The sequence below is a fragment of the Sphingomonas sp. PL-96 genome (genome assembly GCF_020707215.1).
Lineage (GTDB): Bacteria > Pseudomonadota > Alphaproteobacteria > Sphingomonadales > Sphingomonadaceae > Sphingomonas.
Map to the genome: position 1 here is coordinate 391821 of NZ_JAJFET010000002.1, position 14881 is coordinate 406701.

Annotated in this window: 11 protein-coding genes; 7 read left to right on the forward strand and 4 right to left on the reverse strand. The window is 66.8% G+C overall.

The window, feature by feature from the left end; genetic code table 11:
* Positions 1–16: 16 nt before the first annotated feature.
* Positions 17–1474 (reverse strand): cysteine--tRNA ligase, encoded by a 1458-nt coding sequence (cysS, locus tag LK533_RS07380; protein WP_229362131.1) that lies wholly within the window; start codon positions 1472–1474, stop codon positions 17–19.
* A gap of 151 nt (positions 1475–1625) precedes the next feature.
* On the opposite strand from cysS, the gene LK533_RS07385 reads away from it, so the two are divergent.
* The 3 genes from LK533_RS07385 to LK533_RS07395 are packed head-to-tail and all read left to right on the forward strand — an operon-like array spanning position 1626 to position 4196.
* Entirely contained in the window at positions 1626–2183 is a 558-nt protein-coding gene (locus LK533_RS07385) for an SRPBCC family protein (protein WP_229362132.1), read from the forward strand.
* A gap of 27 nt (positions 2184–2210) precedes the next feature.
* Positions 2211–3395 carry a zinc-dependent alcohol dehydrogenase gene (locus tag LK533_RS07390; RefSeq protein WP_229362133.1) on the forward strand — a complete coding sequence of 395 codons (1185 nt, stop codon included), beginning with the start codon at positions 2211–2213 and terminating at the stop codon, positions 3393–3395.
* A 27-nt stretch (positions 3396–3422) separates the two neighbouring features.
* A complete protein-coding gene (locus tag LK533_RS07395; RefSeq protein ID WP_229362134.1) occupies positions 3423–4196 on the forward strand; it encodes an SDR family NAD(P)-dependent oxidoreductase in 774 nt (257 codons plus the stop codon).
* Between the two features lie 233 nt (positions 4197–4429).
* On the opposite strand, the gene LK533_RS07400 is transcribed toward LK533_RS07395, so the two are convergent.
* Positions 4430–4750 (reverse strand): hypothetical protein, encoded by a 321-nt coding sequence (locus tag LK533_RS07400; RefSeq protein WP_229362135.1) that lies wholly within the window; start codon positions 4748–4750, stop codon positions 4430–4432.
* 101 nt (positions 4751–4851) lie between these two features.
* On the opposite strand from LK533_RS07400, the gene LK533_RS07405 reads away from it, so the two are divergent.
* The gene (locus LK533_RS07405) at positions 4852–6228 is read left to right on the forward strand and encodes an MFS transporter (protein WP_229362136.1); all 1377 of its coding nucleotides are present in this window, start codon (positions 4852–4854) and stop codon (positions 6226–6228) included.
* A 45-nt stretch (positions 6229–6273) separates the two neighbouring features.
* Here the strand turns inward: LK533_RS07405 and LK533_RS07410 are convergent, their stop codons facing one another.
* The gene (locus LK533_RS07410) at positions 6274–8571 is read right to left on the reverse strand and encodes a glycoside hydrolase family 3 N-terminal domain-containing protein (RefSeq protein WP_229362137.1); all 2298 of its coding nucleotides are present in this window, start codon (positions 8569–8571) and stop codon (positions 6274–6276) included.
* A 181-nt stretch (positions 8572–8752) separates the two neighbouring features.
* On the opposite strand from LK533_RS07410, the gene LK533_RS07415 reads away from it, so the two are divergent.
* The 3 genes from LK533_RS07415 to LK533_RS07425 all read left to right on the forward strand — a co-directional run bounded on the left by LK533_RS07415 (position 8753) and on the right by LK533_RS07425 (position 14387).
* Positions 8753–9796 (forward strand): LacI family DNA-binding transcriptional regulator, encoded by a 1044-nt coding sequence (locus LK533_RS07415; RefSeq protein WP_229362138.1) that lies wholly within the window; start codon positions 8753–8755, stop codon positions 9794–9796.
* Entirely contained in the window at positions 9793–12867 is a 3075-nt protein-coding gene (locus LK533_RS07420) for a TonB-dependent receptor (RefSeq protein WP_229362139.1), read from the forward strand. Before LK533_RS07415 ends, LK533_RS07420 begins: the two co-directional genes overlap by 4 nt.
* Before the next feature lie 74 nt (positions 12868–12941).
* Positions 12942–14387, forward strand: coding sequence for a glucoamylase family protein (locus tag LK533_RS07425; protein ID WP_229362140.1), 1446 nt, complete (start codon positions 12942–12944; stop codon positions 14385–14387).
* A 51-nt stretch (positions 14388–14438) separates the two neighbouring features.
* Here LK533_RS07425 and LK533_RS07430 read toward each other — a convergent pair whose 3' ends face one another.
* A complete protein-coding gene (locus tag LK533_RS07430; protein WP_229362141.1) occupies positions 14439–14846 on the reverse strand; it encodes a hypothetical protein in 408 nt (135 codons plus the stop codon).
* Between the last annotated feature and the right edge of the window lie 35 nt (positions 14847–14881).

Sequence of the window (14881 nt, forward strand, 5' to 3'; positions counted from 1 at the left end):
GCTGCAGCCGGAACGCCTACAGCGCCGGCTTCCAGTCCCAGCCGAGCGGGTCGCCATCCATGACTTCAATTCCGGAGGCTGCGAGCTCATCGCGGATCGCGTCCGAGCGCGGGAAGTCCTTGTCGGCGCGGGCCTGCTTGCGCTCGGCCAGCCGCGCCTCGACCAGTTCGGCGGTGAGCGTCGCGCTCGCCGGGCGAACCCGCAGCGCGGCGCGATCCAGGTGCAGCAGGTCGAGCCCGAGCACGGCGTCGAACTGGGCGAGCGCGGCAAGCCGGTCGGCCGGCGCCAGCTTCTTGTCGGCGAGCAGTTCGTCCAGCACCGGCAGCGCGCGCGGGGTGGCAAGGTCATCCGCAACCGCCTCGTCCAGGCGCGCGAGATAGGGTTCGGCCTTGTCCGTGCTGCCCTCGGCATCGCCGGCACGCGCCTTGAGCGCCGACACCGTCATCACCAGCCGCTTCAAGCGGGTGAGTGCCGCCAGCAGGTTCTCGCCCGAGAATTCCAGCTCGCTGCGATAGTGCGCCGACAGGCACATCAGGCGGTAAGCCAGCGGGTGGACGCCCGCATCGATCAGCGTCTGCAGCGTGGTGAAGCCGCCCTTCGACTTGGACATCTTGCCCGATCGCTCGACCAGGAAGTTGTTGTGCATCCAGAAGCGCGCGCCGGTGAAGTCGGGGTCGGCGTCGGTGCAGCCGCAGAACGCCTGGTTCTGCGCGATCTCGTTGGGATGGTGGATCTCGCGATGATCGATGCCGCCGGTGTGGATGTCGAACGGCTCGGGACCGAGATACTTCAGGCTCATCACCGAGCACTCGAGATGCCAGCCCGGCGCCCCCTTGCCCCAGGGGGAGTCCCATTCCATCTGGCGCTGCTCGCCCGGCGGCGACTTGCGCCAGATTGCGAAGTCCTGCGGGTGGCGCTTGCCGGCGACCGGATCGATGCGCCCCTCGCCGGCGTCGTCCTGGCCACCCGCGAGCCGGCCATAGTTGGGCACGCTGCGGCTGTCGAAATAGAGGCCGCTGTCGAGTTCGTAGCAATGATCGGGCGCGATCTTTTCGGCAAAGGCGATCATTTCGGCGATGTGGTCGGTGGCCACCGACCAGCGCGTGGGATCCGCGATGTTGAGGTCCGCCAGGTTCTGCTTGAACGCGGCAGTGTAGTGCGCGGCGATGTCCCAGATGCTCTGCGCCTGGGCACGCGCCGCCGCCTCCATCTTGTCGTCGCCGGCGTCCGCGTCCGACGTCAGATGGCCGACGTCGGTGATGTTGATGACATGGGTGAGGGGATACCCCTTCCAGCGCAGCACGCGCCCGAGCGTATCGGTGAACACATAGGCGCGCAGGTTGCCGATGTGCGCATAGTTGTAGACCGTCGGGCCGCAGGAATAGACGCGCGCGCCCCGCGCCGGATCGGCGGGCGCGAAAGGCTCCAGCGAGCGGGTCAGCGAATTGTACAGCGTGAGCGGTGCGGTCGACATGGCCCGCCGCATAGCGTGGGCGTGTGCCGCTCACAACGTCCGACCCGGCGCAGTCTGGACGGCTTCTACGGAACGCCTGGAGCGGCCGGTGGTTGGCATGGGCAGACGGCGCAGGGACGCCGCACCAAAGAAATAGCCGAGGAGCGATGCGATGAGCGATGAGGCGAGGGACGACGCGCCCGACATCCTGGCCAAGGACGCAGCCGTTCGGCGGGCGGACACGCCGGGAGGCGAGTCTTCCGTGTACGGCGTGGCTGTCACGATCAACAAGCCGCGTCAGGAACTCTACGCCTATTGGCGGGACTTCTCGAAGCTCGCCGGGGTGCTGGAGAATGTCGAGTCTATCCAGGTGCTCGACCGCACCCGCTCGCACTGGAAGGTGAAGGGGCCGAACGGCATCTATGAATGGGACGCGATCGTCACCGAGGATGTCGAGGGCGAGCGCATCGCGTGGAAATCGGCCGAGGGCGCCGATGTCGAGAACAGCGGCTGGGTGGCGTTTACCGACGCCAACCCCGGGCGCGGCACGGTGGTGACGGCGGCGATCGCCTATGAACCGCCGGCCGGGCTGGTTGGCAAGGTCGTCGCCAAACTTACCCAGAAGGAACCGAGGATCCAGGCACGCCGCGACCTTCGGCGGTTCAAGCAACTGCTGGAGACCGGCGAGATCGCCACCAGCTCGCCGCCGAACCCCGCCCCGAAAGCCTGATCCCCCTCTTCCCGAAGGAAACACCCGATGCGCGCACTTACCTGGCACGGCAAGCACGACGTCCGCGTGGATTCGGTCCCCGATCCCGAGATCCTCAACCCGCGCGATGCGATCCTGAAGATCACCTCGACGGCGATCTGCGGGTCGGACCTGCACCTCTACGACGGCTATATTCCCACCATGAAGGCGGGCGACATCCTGGGCCATGAGTTCATGGGCGAGGTGGTCGAGACGGGTCCCAAGTCGACGCTCAAGAAGGGCCAGCGCGTCGTCGTTCCCTTCGTGATCGCATGCGGCGAATGCTATTTCTGCGGCAAGCAGCAGTACTCGGCCTGCGACAACTCCAATCCGGCCGACAACCAGGACATCGCCCCCAATTTGTGGGGCGCAGCTCCTGCCGGGCTGTTCGGCTACAGCCACATGACAGGCGGCTATCCGGGCGGCCAGGCGGAATATGTCCGCGTGCCCTTCTCGGACGTGGGACCGATCGTCATCCCGGACGGGATCGAGGACGACAAGGTGCTGTTCCTGTCGGACATCCTGCCGACCGGCTGGATGGCAGCGGAGAATTGCGACATCGAGCCGGGCGATACGGTCGCCGTCTGGGGCTGCGGCCCGGTCGGGCTGTTCGGCATCCAGTCGGCGTTCGTGATGGGCGCGCATCGGGTGATCGCGATCGACCATTTCCCGCACCGGCTGGAACTCGCCAAGCAGATGGGCGCGGAGGTCATCAACTTCGAAGAGACCAACGTCTATGATGCGCTGATGACCATGACGGGCGGCATCGGCCCGGATGCGGTGATGGATGCCGTGGGGCTGGAGAGCCACGGCCTCTACCTCGACAATGTCGTCGACCAGATCAAGGCGTCGACGTTCCTCGGCACCGATCGTCCGCATGCGCTGCGCCAGGCGATCATGGCGTGCCGCAAGGGCGGGCGCGTGTCGGTGCCGGGCGTCTATGGCGGCTTTGTCGACAAGTTCCCGTTCGGCGCGGTCATGGAGAAGGGACTGACGCTCAAGACGGGCCAGACACACGTCCAGCGCTACCTGCCGGCATTGCTCCAGGCGATCCTGGAGGAGAAGATCGACACGACCTTCCTGATTTCGGACCGCATGAGCCTGGAGGACGCTCCCAAGGGCTATGCCAAGTTCAAGAACGAGCAGAACGAATGCACCAAGGTGGTGCTGAAGCCGGACTGGGCAAAGGCCTGACGCCCGTCGTTGGAGAGGATGCGAACCATGCCAGAAAAGCTTGCAGTGATCACCGGTGCGTCGAGCGGCATCGGGTATGAAATCGCAAAGATTGCGGCGGGAGAGGGCTTCGACCTGATCGTCGTCTCCGACGAAGCGCAGATCAACACGGTCGCAGGCGCATTCGGCGGCGACGGGATCTCGGTACAGGCGGTGCAGGCCGACCTTTCCACCATCGAAGGCAACGACCAGCTGCTTGCCGCGATCGGGGAGCGTGACGTAGACGTGCTCGTCGCGAACGCCGGGCTCGGCTTGGGCCATGCGTTCCTGGAACAGGACGTCACCGCATGGCGGCGCGTCATCGACACCAATGTCGTCGGCACGACCTATCTGCTGCAGAAGATGCTGCAACGGATGAAGGCGCGTGACGCAGGGCAGGTGCTGATCACCGGGTCGATCGCAGGCCTGATCCCGGGCAGCTATCAGGCGGTGTACAACGGCACCAAGGCCTATCTCGACAGCTTCTCCTACGCGTTGCGCAACGAGCTGAAGGACACGGGCGTGTCGATCACGGTGCTTATGCCGGGCCCGACCGAGACCGAGTTCTTCAAGCGCGCAGGGATGATGGACACGCCGGTCGGCACCCAGGAAAAGGACGACGCCGCGATGGTGGCGCGCACCGGCTGGGACGCCATGCAGGAAGGCTCGGCGCATGTCGTCGCGGGCACCAAGAACAAGATCCAGGCGGCGGTCAGCCACATCGTGCCCGACACGCTGCTTGCGCGGATGCACGAGAATATGGCGAAGCCCGACGGGGAGTAAGTGGTCGCCCCGGGCTCCTGCCTGCGCAGGAGCCCGGAAGGTGCTTCCCAAGGTCTTGCGCAGGTAGGGCCCGGCGGTCTGGGCGCAAACCGCTGTTGCTCGGCTTGGCTCTTGATCCTGGCTCGCGGGACCACGAGGGCAGCGGTGCGGCAGTCTCCCGGCGGCTGACTGTTCGACGCAGTTGCGGGTGCTTCGAGAGAGAAAATGGGGGAGCGTCGCTCCCCCTGTTTGCATCAGTCCGCTAGCGGAATCGGCGCAGGCGCCGGTACGACCCGCGGCTTTTCGCCCAGGGCGGCGCGGACCATCGTGTCCCAGATCTCGGCGACGTCGGAGCTGCCGAGCGCGTTGCCGGCGGCGACCATCTCCGCGCTTGGTTCGCGCAGCGCGCGCAGGATCGCGGCGGCGCGGGGGAGTTCGTCGGGCAGACGGTCGTTGACTTCTGCGCTGACGACTTCGTCCGGCTCCGCATCGCCCCGGCCATTGGGGCTGAGGGCGTGGGCCACCAGCACGCGGGCGATGCGCTCGATGGGGGAAGTGGCAGCGACATGGGTCATGAGACTCTCCTTTTGGCCGATCGAACGCGCTGCCGCGCCGCTGCGTTCCGGCGGGGCCGCGCGGTTGACAAGCGCGTGGAGGCAGGCGCGTGATGGCGAGGATGCAGTTTCCTGAAGCGCCCGCCTCTGATCCCGTTCCTGCGCTCCCGTCCAAGCCCTCGCTGGGGCGGATCACGCTGTTCGCTTCGGGCGATTTCGCCTGCAACCTCTATTGGCAGAGCCTGAGCTTCTTTCTGCTGTTCTTCTACACCGACGCGCTGCGGCTCTCGCCCGCGGTCGCGGGGCTGGTGCTGCTGGTCGGGTCGATCTGGGACGGGATCGCCGACCTGCTCGTCGGCATCCACGCGGAGCGGTCGCGGCGGGACTATCGCTGGTTCCTGACCGCGGGGGCGGTGCCCCTGGGCCTTGGTTTCGTGCTGCTCTACGTGGCGCCGCCGTTGGAAGGTGCCGCGCTGGCGGCCGCGGTGCTGGCGCTGCACCTGTTGTTCCGCGCGCTCTATGCGTTCGTGAACATTCCCTATTCGGCGATGACGGCGCGGATCACGGGCGACAGCAGTCAGCGGGCGCAGATCTCTGGCCTGCGCATGTTGTTCGGCACGGCGGCGGCGCTGGTCGTGGCATTGGGTACGGAAAGGATTGCCGTACTGGCACCGGGGGGCCTCGCGGCGACGGGAAGTTATCTGGCGGCAGCGCTGCTGTTCGGGGTCGTAGGCGCCGCATTGCTGCTGGTGGTGGGTCGCGGGTCGCCCGCGGCGCGCGGCCAGGGGCAAGCCGGGATCCCCGTTCTGGCCGCCATGCGGGTGCTGGTGCGCAACCGCGCCTTTGTGACGCTCAACCTGGCGATGGCCGGGGTCGGCATGGCGGCGACCGCGCTCACCCGGTCGGTGCTCTACTACTTCCACTATGTCGTGGGCGATGCGGCGGGCGGCCCGGCGGCGCTGGCGATGATGGGCTTTGCCGGCGCGGTGTTCGTGCCGCTTTGGATGGCGATCGGCACGCGCACGGGCATGCGGGCGCTGTGGTTCGCCTCGGCGCTGCTTGGCATTGCGACGATTGCGGTATTTGCCGGCATGGGCAGGGCCAATGTCTCGACGACGCAACTCTTCCTGGTGGTGATGCAGGCGGCGCTGGTCGGGTTCAACCTGGTGTTCTGGGCGATGCTGCCCGACACGGTAGAATATGGCGAGCATCGCGTCGGCGTGCGGGTGGAGGCGCTCGGCTTTGGCGTATCCGCGCTGGTGCAGAAGTTCGCCTTCGGCATCGCCGCGGGCTTGATGGGCGTCGTCTACCAGCTGGCTGGCTACCAACCCGATGCCGTGCAGACGCCGGAGACGGTGGCGGGCATCCGCTGGGTGATGCTGCTGATGCCGGCGCTGTGCTTCGCACTGTCGGCGCTGGTGATGTGGGCCAACCCGCTGCGGCGGGGCGCGCATGCGGCGATCGTTGCAGACCTGGCAGCGCGCCCCAAAGGGGATTGAAGGTACCGTGCTCCCACCCTCGCAGGAACACGGTGGTGGCGGCGCCTAGCCCCTGCTCAGCGTGAAGCTTCCCGACACGCCTTCGGCTTCGGCGGAGGGGGCTACCCAGAGGCGGAACAGCCCGGTCTCCACGGTCGGGCGGTTGTCGCGGCCCAGGAACTGGAGGTCGGCGCGGGTGAGGGTGAACTGCACCTGCTGCGACTGGCCAGGCGCAAGCTTGATCTTGCGATAGCCCTTCAACTCGCGAACGGGGCGGGTGAGGCTGGCGGTCTGGTCGTTGATGTAGAGCTGGACCACCTCTTCGGCCGCGCGCGTGCCGCGGTTGGTGATCGTCGCCCGCACCGTCAGCGTGCCGTCCCAGGCAAGGCTGCCGCCGCCCAGGTCGAGCCCGGAATATTCGATCCGACCATAGGTGAGGCCGTGCCCGAAGGGGAACCGCGCCTGATTCGACGCTTCGCGATAATGCGTCTTGTACGGCTGGAGCGGGCCTTCCGGATTCGGCCGCCCGCTGCGCTTGTGCGCGTAATAATAGGGCACCTGGCCCGGCACCTGCGGGAAGCTGACCGGCAGGCGCGCGGACGGCCCCTCCAGGCCGAACAGGATGTCGGCGGTCGCGGGGCCGCTTTCGGAGCCGAGGAACCAGGTGACCAGGATCGCGGGCGCGTTCAGCACCGCCCCCTCCAGCGCCAGCGCGCGACCGTTCTTGAGCAGTACGACGACCGGCTTGCCCGTCTTGGCGACCGCCTCGGCCAGCGCCTGCTGCGCCGGCGGCATCACGATCAAGTTACGGGACTGCGCCTCGCCCGACATGTTCTGGCTCTCGCCGATCGCGAGGACGACGATGTCGGCCGCGCGGGCCACAGCGACCGCTGCATCGATGCCGCCCGCCAGCGGCGCGTCGATGCCCGAACCGGCGGTGGCCGTAACCAGAGAGGGATCGGCCATCGCCTGGCGCACGCCGGTCAGCAGGTCCACCGCATCGGCGTCGGTGCCATAGACGTTCCACGGACCCACGAGGTCGTGCTGCCCTTGCGCAAACGGCCCGATCAGCGCGATCCGCTTGCCCGAGCGGGGGAGGGGCAGCAGGTCGCCTTCGTTCTTGAGCAGCACGATCGAGCGGCGCCCGGCCTCGCGCGCGACCGCCAGGTTCGCCTTGGTGCGCACGCGCGCCTTTTCGCGGCGCGGGTCGATGCGGCGGAAGGGATCGTCGAACAGGCCCAGCCGCACCTTGAGTGCAAGGACCCGGCGTACCGCCTCGTCCAGCCGTGCCATCGGCACTTCGCCCGCGGCGACCAGGCCGGGCAGGTGCTGGATGTAGAAGCCGCTCTGCATGCTCATGTCGACGCCGGCCAGGAAGGCGAGCTTGGTCGCCTCGCGCGCGTCCGCGGCGAAGCCATGGTCGATCAGCTCATAGTCGCCGGTGTAGTCGGAGACCACCAGCCCGTCGAAGCCCCATTCCTTGCGGAGCACATCGTCGAGCAGCCAGGGATTGGCGGTCGCAGGCACGCCTGAGAGTTCGTTGAACGAGGCCATCGTCGTTCCCGATCCGGCGCCGAACGCAGCCTGGAACGGCGGGAAATAGATCTCGCGCAGCGTGTGCTCCGACACGTCGACCGCGCCATAGTCGAGGCCGGCTTCCGCCGCGCCATAGGCGGCGAAATGCTTGGCGCAGGACATGACCGAGTCATTGGCCCAGAGCGACTTGCCCTGGAAGCCGCGGACGCGCGCCGCGGCCATGTCGCGACCCAGCCGCACGTCCTCGCCTGATCCTTCCACGCCGCGGCCCCAGCGGGCGTCGCGTGCGACATCGACCATCGGCGCAAAGGTCCAGTCGATGCCGGCGGCCGCCGCTTCGATCGCCGCAACGCGCGCGGTCTTTTCCACCAGCTCGGGCTCGAAGCTGGCGGCTTCGGCGAGCGGAACCGGGAAGACCGTGCGAAAGCCGTGGATGACGTCGGCTGCGAACAGCAGCGGGATCCTGAGGCGCGATTCCCGCACCGCCACACGCTGCATCTGGCGCGCCATCTCGGCGCCATTGCCGTTGAAGACGCCGCCCAGGCGCCCGGCGCGTGTCTCGGCGAGCTGCGCATCGAAGGTGCCGTTGTCCCCGGCAGGATTGAGCGCGGTGGCGGCACCCCCGGCCCAGGCGGCGGCCATCAGGGTCAGCTGGCCCGCCTTTTCCTCGACGGTCATCTTGGCCACCAGCGCCTCGACCGATGCGGGCAGGCCCTGGCTTTCGGCGGCAACCGTGCGCAGCAGGGCATGGGCAGGACTGGCCCGCCAGGCGGCGAGCGTCGCTGCGCCCATCACCATCGCGCGCCGGGAAATGCGCAGGTCGTCCATCACAGAAATCCTCTCCAAACGTGTCGCGTCGCCGCGGTTCCGGCCTGGCTTGTATCGCCTTCTTGCCGTGGGTGTCGAACTGATGTAACCGGTTACACACAGAGTGATCAGCGGCGCAACAGAAAGCCGCTGGCAGGGCCGGGATCCGGCCGCGAGGTTTGGGAAGGAAGTCGAGGGCGCAATGGTGCACGCCACCATCCGGGATGTGGCTCGTGAGGCAGACGTATCCGTCGCCTCCGTGTCGCGCGTCCTCAACGGACACAGCAATGTGCGCGCCGCCGTTCGCGAGCGGGTGCAGGCGGCCGCCACGGCGCTTGGCTATGTGCCTCATGCCGGCGCCCGCAACCTGAGCCTGGCCCGCACCAACGCGATCGGCGTGATGCTGCCGGACCTGCATGGCGAGTTCTTCTCAGAAACCGCGCGCGGCATCGACAGCGAGGCGTCGGCGCGCGGGCTGCAACTGCTGCTCTCAAACGCCCATGCCAATCCGGCTCGTGCGGTCGAGACGCTGCGCACCATGCGCGGGCGGGTCGATGGGGTCATTATCATGGCGCCGGACCTGGACCCCCAGGAGATGTTCGGCCACCTGCCGGCAAGCCTGCCGGCGGTGCTGATCAACTGTCGCGAGAATACGCAACGGCGCGCCGAACTGCGGGTCGACAACGCTGCGGGTGCCGAGGCGATGGTCGAACATCTGGTGGCGATCGGCCGCCGGCGCATCGTCCATCTGGCCGGGCCTTCGGGAAACACGGAGGCGCAGGCGCGCGTCGCGGGCTATCGTGCGGCGATGGCGCGCCACGGGCTGGCGCCGCGCGTGCTGGCGGGCGACTTCTTCGAGGAGGCCGGAACGGCCGCGGCTGAGGTGCTGCTTTCCGAACTCGGCGGCTCGAACGCTGCGGACGCGCTGTTTGCAGCCAATGACATGATGGCGATCGGCGCGATGATGCGCTTTCGCCGCGCCGGGGTGGACGTGCCCGGGCGCATCGCAATCGCCGGCTTCGACGATGTGCCGCTCGCGCGGCTGATCTCGCCGGCCCTCACCACCATGCGCGTCGGCATCGCCGGAATCGGCGCGCGTGCGGTCGTCCGGCTCGCAGCACTGATCGCAGGAGGGGTCGACCAAGCGGTCGAGCCGCGTACGCCCGAGCTCATCGTGCGCGAGACCACCGGAGCGGCCACCAACACAAAACAACCGGTAAGCAGGGAACAAGGGCAAACATCATGAGCAGGACCAAGGCTTTGCGGCTTGCGCTCGCGGGCGCGACGATGCTGGCGGCCGGCGCGGTTGCGATCACGCCGGCTTCGGCGCAGGTCGGACAGGCGTCGCTTCGCGGCACCATCACGGCGTCCGCCGACAATCCGGTCGTGGAAGTGACCGCCGTGGAAGTCGCCACCGGCATCCGCCGCACCGTGGCGGCTGGCCCGGACGGCAGCTATAATTTCGCGTCGCTGCGCGCCGGCACCTATCGGCTTGAGATCAAGCTCCAGAACGGCACGCGCAACTCCGACAACTTCACGCTGAACGTCGGCCAGACGGCCGGACTCGATATCGACCTGACCGAAGTCTCGGCGGGCGCGCCTGCAGACGGCCAGGCACCGGCCGGTGACATTGCCGACGGCAGCCAGGGCGCGCCGGAAGGCGACGTCATCGTCACCGGCAGCCGCATCCGCTCGCTGGCGGGCGGCCAGGTCGGCATCAACATCACGACCCGGCTCATCGAGCAGCTGCCGCAGGTCAATCGCAACTTCCTCGCCTTTGCCGATCTGGCGCCGGGCGTGCGCTTCATCGAGAGCGCCGACGGGTCGTCGCGCATCCAGGGCGGCGCGCAGGGCAGCAACTCGGTCAACGTGTTCATCGACGGTGTCAGCCAGAAGGACTATGTCCTGCGCGGCGGCCTGACCGGCCAGGACTCGTCGCCGGGCAACCCGTTCCCGCAGCTCGCGATCGGCGAGTATCAGGTGATTTCGTCGAACTACAAGGCGGAGTTCGACCAGGTCGGGTCGGTCGCAATCACCGCGAACACCAAGTCGGGCACCAACGAGTTCCACGGCGAAGGCTTCTTCGACTATACCGACCAGAGCCTGCGCGATCGTCGTCCGACTGAAATCTATCCGAACAAGATCCCCAAGGTCGAGACCACCGACAAGCAGTTCGGCGTCGCGCTGGGCGGTCCGATCGTCAAGGACGTGGCGCACTTCTTCGTGACGTACGAAGGCAAGCGGCGCGATACGCCGGTCGACATCCTGCCCGGCAACGGTATCGCCGTGGACAGCCTGCCGGCGCAGTATCGCGATCTGTTCGGTTCCTACAGCTCCAACTTCAAGCAGGACCTGTATTTCGGAAAAATCGATATTACGCCGACCGATGGCGACCTGATCGAGTTCACCGGCAAGTATCGCGACGAATCCGGATACCAGATCAGCAACGGTATCGCCGCCTATTCCACCGCGACGCTGAACAGCGTGGAGGAAATCCGCGGCACAGCGCGCTGGCAGCACACAACCGACAACTGGATCAACGACTTCCGCGTCGGCTATGAGGATGTGAGCTGGTCGCCCCGGCCGGCGACCGATGGCATTGGCCAGCAGTTCCGCCGTTCGGACGTGAACGGAAGTTCCATCAACACCTATGATCTGTTCCGCATCGGCGGCGGTCTGAACTTCCAGGACAAGGGTCAGACCGGCTGGACGGTTCAGAATGACTTCACCTGGACCGGCTTCGAAGGCCATACGATCAAGGCCGGCGTGAAGAGCAAGTGGGTCAAGCTCAATACGCTGGAGCAGAACCTGCTCAACCCGCTGTATAGCTATGACCTCAACCTGCCGACCGCGGACGGGTTCAACGATGAAATCCCGTATCAGCTGCAGTTCGGTGCCGTCGGCGACCTGGGTGACCCGCGCATCCGTTCCAAGAACTGGCAGCTCGGCCTGTACCTCCAGGACGACTGGGACGTCACCGACCGGCTGACGCTGAACCTGGGCCTGCGCTGGGATTACGAGCGGACGCCGGCGTTCCTCAACTATGTCACGCCGGACGAGGATCTGGCGGCGATCTCGCCGGAGAACTATCCGAACCTCATCAATGCCGATTACGACATCAACGACTATATCTCGAACGGCAACAACCGGAAGGCGTTCAAGGGCGCGTGGCAACCGCGGCTGGGCTTCACCTATCGCTTCGACGATGCGGGCCGCTTCTCGGTCTTCGGCGGCTACGGCCGGTCCTATGACCGCAACCAGTTCGACTTCCTGCAGCAGGAGCTCGCAACCGGGCGGTTCCAGCGCCGCACCTTCCTGTTCCAGAACGCGGACACGCAGAACCCCTGCCTGCCGACCAACCCGGTCTGCATCCCCTGGGATCCGGTCTATCTGACGGAGGAAGGCCGCCAGCAGCTGGCAGCGGCCGGCACTGCGGGCGGACGCGAATTCCGCTTCATCAACAACGACCTGAAGGTTCCCTATTCGGACCAGTTCAGCCTGGGCCTGCGCGGGCGCTTCAACCCGGTTGAGCTGGAAGTCGGCTATACCCGCATCGTCAGCAAGGACGGTTTCGTCTACCTGATGGGTAACCGCCGCCCTGACGGCTCGTTCTTTGCGCCGTCGCCGACCACCGGTGCGCCGCAGGGACCCGGCAACTTCTCGCCGGCGGGCTATGGGGCGATCATCATCGGTGACAATGGGCTCGAGACCAAGGCGGACTCGGCATATTTCAAGCTGACCAAGTCCTACTCGGCGTCGTCGCCGTGGAGCTTGGACGCGACCTACACCTATACGGAGGCGGAGGATAACCGCCCGAACGGGGACCAAGCCGCCTACTTCCTGCTCGATTTCCCGAGTGCGTCCGATTACCCGTTCGTGCGCTCCGGCGCCGTGCCGCGGCATCGCTTCGTGGTGGCGGGCAGCGTGGACCTGCCGATCGACATGTCGATCTCGGCCAAGTTCCAGATCGAGTCGCCGACCTATCTGCGCACGATCGTAGACCGGTCCGACCCGTATGAGCGAGCGGTCGTCGGTGCGGAAGCGTTCGGCCTGGGCGATCGCTGGGGCCGTCGTCAGCTCGATCTGGCGATCACCAAGTACGTGCCGCTCAACTTCCTGTACGATCAGGCACGCGTCCGCTTCCGGCTCGACATCATCAACGCGATGAACGACCGCAACTATGTCGACTTCAATAACAGCCCGGACGACGCGACGCGGGATGCGGGTTCGCCCAGCATCTATCGCGAACGGTCGACCTACAGCATCGGCGGGAACCCGCCGCGGACGGTGAAGCTCTCGGCGGGCTTCTCCTTCTAACTCCCCCTGTCCTGGCGGGCGGTGCTTCGGCAGCGCCCGCCATTTTTTTATCTTCGATCTCGAAAGGTGTTTCCATGCTCAACCGGCGCAATCTTCTTCTGGCCGGTGCGGGTGGGGTGGCAAGCCTGTTGGCCGGCTGTGCGCAACCGGGACGCCTGCTGACTGCCGGGAGCGGCGCCGCGGCGCCCGCGAACGACGGGCTGGCGCTGCCGGCCCTGATCGCCGATATCCAGCAGCGCACCTTCCGCTATTTTTGGGAAACCACCGATCCCGAGACGGGGCTCGCGCCGGATCGCTGGCCGACGCCTTCCTTCGCCTCGATCGCGGCGGTTGGCTTTGCGCTCACCGCCTATCCGATCGGCGTCGTACACGGCTGGGTCACGCGGGACGCGGCGCGTACGCGGACGCTCGCCACGCTTGAATTCTTTGCCAATGCGCCGCAGGGGCCGGACGCGACCGGGTTCAGCGGCTACAAGGGCTTTTTCTACCACTTTCTGGGCGTGACCAAGGGGCTGCGCTTTGCCCGCTGCGAGCTGTCGACGGTTGACACCGCGCTGCTGCTGGGCGGCATGTTGTTCGCGCAGAGCTGGTTCGACGGCGACCATCCTGAGGAAGCGCGCATCCGTGCGCTGGTCGACCAGATCTATGCCGCGGTGGAGTGGACCTGGATCACGCCGCGTCCGCCGTTCCTGTCGATGGGCTGGCACCCGGAAAGCGGCTTCATCCCGCACGACTGGAACATCTACAATGAAGGCATGCTGCTCTATCTGCTGGCACTGGGGTCGCCGACGCATCCGCTGCCGCCGGAAGCGTGGAGCGCCTGGGCTCAGCGGTTCGAGCCGAGCTGGACGAACCAATATGGCGGCGATCCCTATCTCCACTTCGCGCCGCTGTTCGGGCACCAGTACAGCCAGGTCTGGGTCGATTTCCGCGGCATCCGCGACCCCTATATCGCCAGCAAGGACCTTGACTATTTCGAGAACAGCCGTCGCGCGACCTATGCGCAGCGAACGTATGCGGCGCACAACCCCGGGGGCTGGGCCGGCTATAGCGCGGACGTGTGGGGGCTGACCGCCTGCGACGGTCCCGGCGATTTCAAGCTGCGGCTGGACGGGCGCGAGCGGGAGTTCTTCAGCTATTCGGCCCGCGGCCCTGGCGATCGTGACGATGGCACGCTGGCGCCGACTGCGGCGCTCGGCTCGATCGCCTTCGCGCCTGAGATCGTGGTGCCTGCGGTGGAGGCGATGCACGCCCGCTACGGCTCCGCCATTTACGGCAAATACGGCTTTCTTGACTCGTTCAATCCCACGCTGACCGCGGCCGACGCGCCGCTCAAGCATGGCAAGGTGGTGCCGGGGATTGGCTGGGTCGACATCGATCACCTTGGCATCGACCAGGGGCCGATCGTCTGCATGATCGAGAACTGGCGCTCGGGCCTGATCTGGAAGACGATGCAGAAGAACCCGCACCTGCGGCGGGGGCTTCAGCGGGCGGGTTTCACCGGCGGGTGGCTGGCCTGAGGGACGTGGCGGCCGGTGTGCGGGAAGACCCGCCGCACCGGCCGCCGCCGCTTACTTCTTCGCCGTGTCGACCTTGCTGTAGGGGGTGAATTCACTCAGCCCCAGGGAGCCGCTGGGAAAGCGGCTCGTCCGGCTGACCAGCTGGACGATGTCGATGCTGCACAGCTGGGAGGTAAACGTCTTTGTGACGAGGATGTCGTCGTTGTCGAGCGTCGAGGCACCCGACGGCCGGTTCACGTACACGGTGCCATTGTACATCCGGTACACGACCGCGGTGCGATCGATGATCTCGGTCGAGCGGATGTCGCGCAGGTTGATGCACTTCACGGGCTTGCCCGCAGTGCGACCTTCGAGCGCCTTGGCGAGCTTCGCCTCGTAGCGGCTGTTGTCCTGAGGCGCGGCAGAAGCAGTACCGCCGACCACCAGCGCGGCGGCGAGAAGAGCGAAACGGAAACGCATCGCATGGGACCTTTCGTTGATGGGACGCACATCGC

Coding starts and splice junctions, on each gene's coding strand:
- cysS (WP_229362131.1), bottom strand. CDS start 1,474: ATGTCGACCGCACCGCTCACGCTGTACAATTCGCTGACCCGCTCGCTG.
- LK533_RS07385 (WP_229362132.1), top strand. CDS start 1,626: ATGAGCGATGAGGCGAGGGACGACGCGCCCGACATCCTGGCCAAGGAC.
- LK533_RS07390 (WP_229362133.1), top strand. CDS start 2,211: ATGCGCGCACTTACCTGGCACGGCAAGCACGACGTCCGCGTGGATTCG.
- LK533_RS07395 (WP_229362134.1), top strand. CDS start 3,423: ATGCCAGAAAAGCTTGCAGTGATCACCGGTGCGTCGAGCGGCATCGGG.
- LK533_RS07400 (WP_229362135.1), bottom strand. CDS start 4,750: ATGACCCATGTCGCTGCCACTTCCCCCATCGAGCGCATCGCCCGCGTG.
- LK533_RS07405 (WP_229362136.1), top strand. CDS start 4,852: ATGCAGTTTCCTGAAGCGCCCGCCTCTGATCCCGTTCCTGCGCTCCCG.
- LK533_RS07410 (WP_229362137.1), bottom strand. CDS start 8,571: ATGGACGACCTGCGCATTTCCCGGCGCGCGATGGTGATGGGCGCAGCG.
- LK533_RS07415 (WP_229362138.1), top strand. CDS start 8,753: ATGGTGCACGCCACCATCCGGGATGTGGCTCGTGAGGCAGACGTATCC.
- LK533_RS07420 (WP_229362139.1), top strand. CDS start 9,793: ATGAGCAGGACCAAGGCTTTGCGGCTTGCGCTCGCGGGCGCGACGATG.
- LK533_RS07425 (WP_229362140.1), top strand. CDS start 12,942: ATGCTCAACCGGCGCAATCTTCTTCTGGCCGGTGCGGGTGGGGTGGCA.
- LK533_RS07430 (WP_229362141.1), bottom strand. CDS start 14,846: ATGCGTTTCCGTTTCGCTCTTCTCGCCGCCGCGCTGGTGGTCGGCGGT.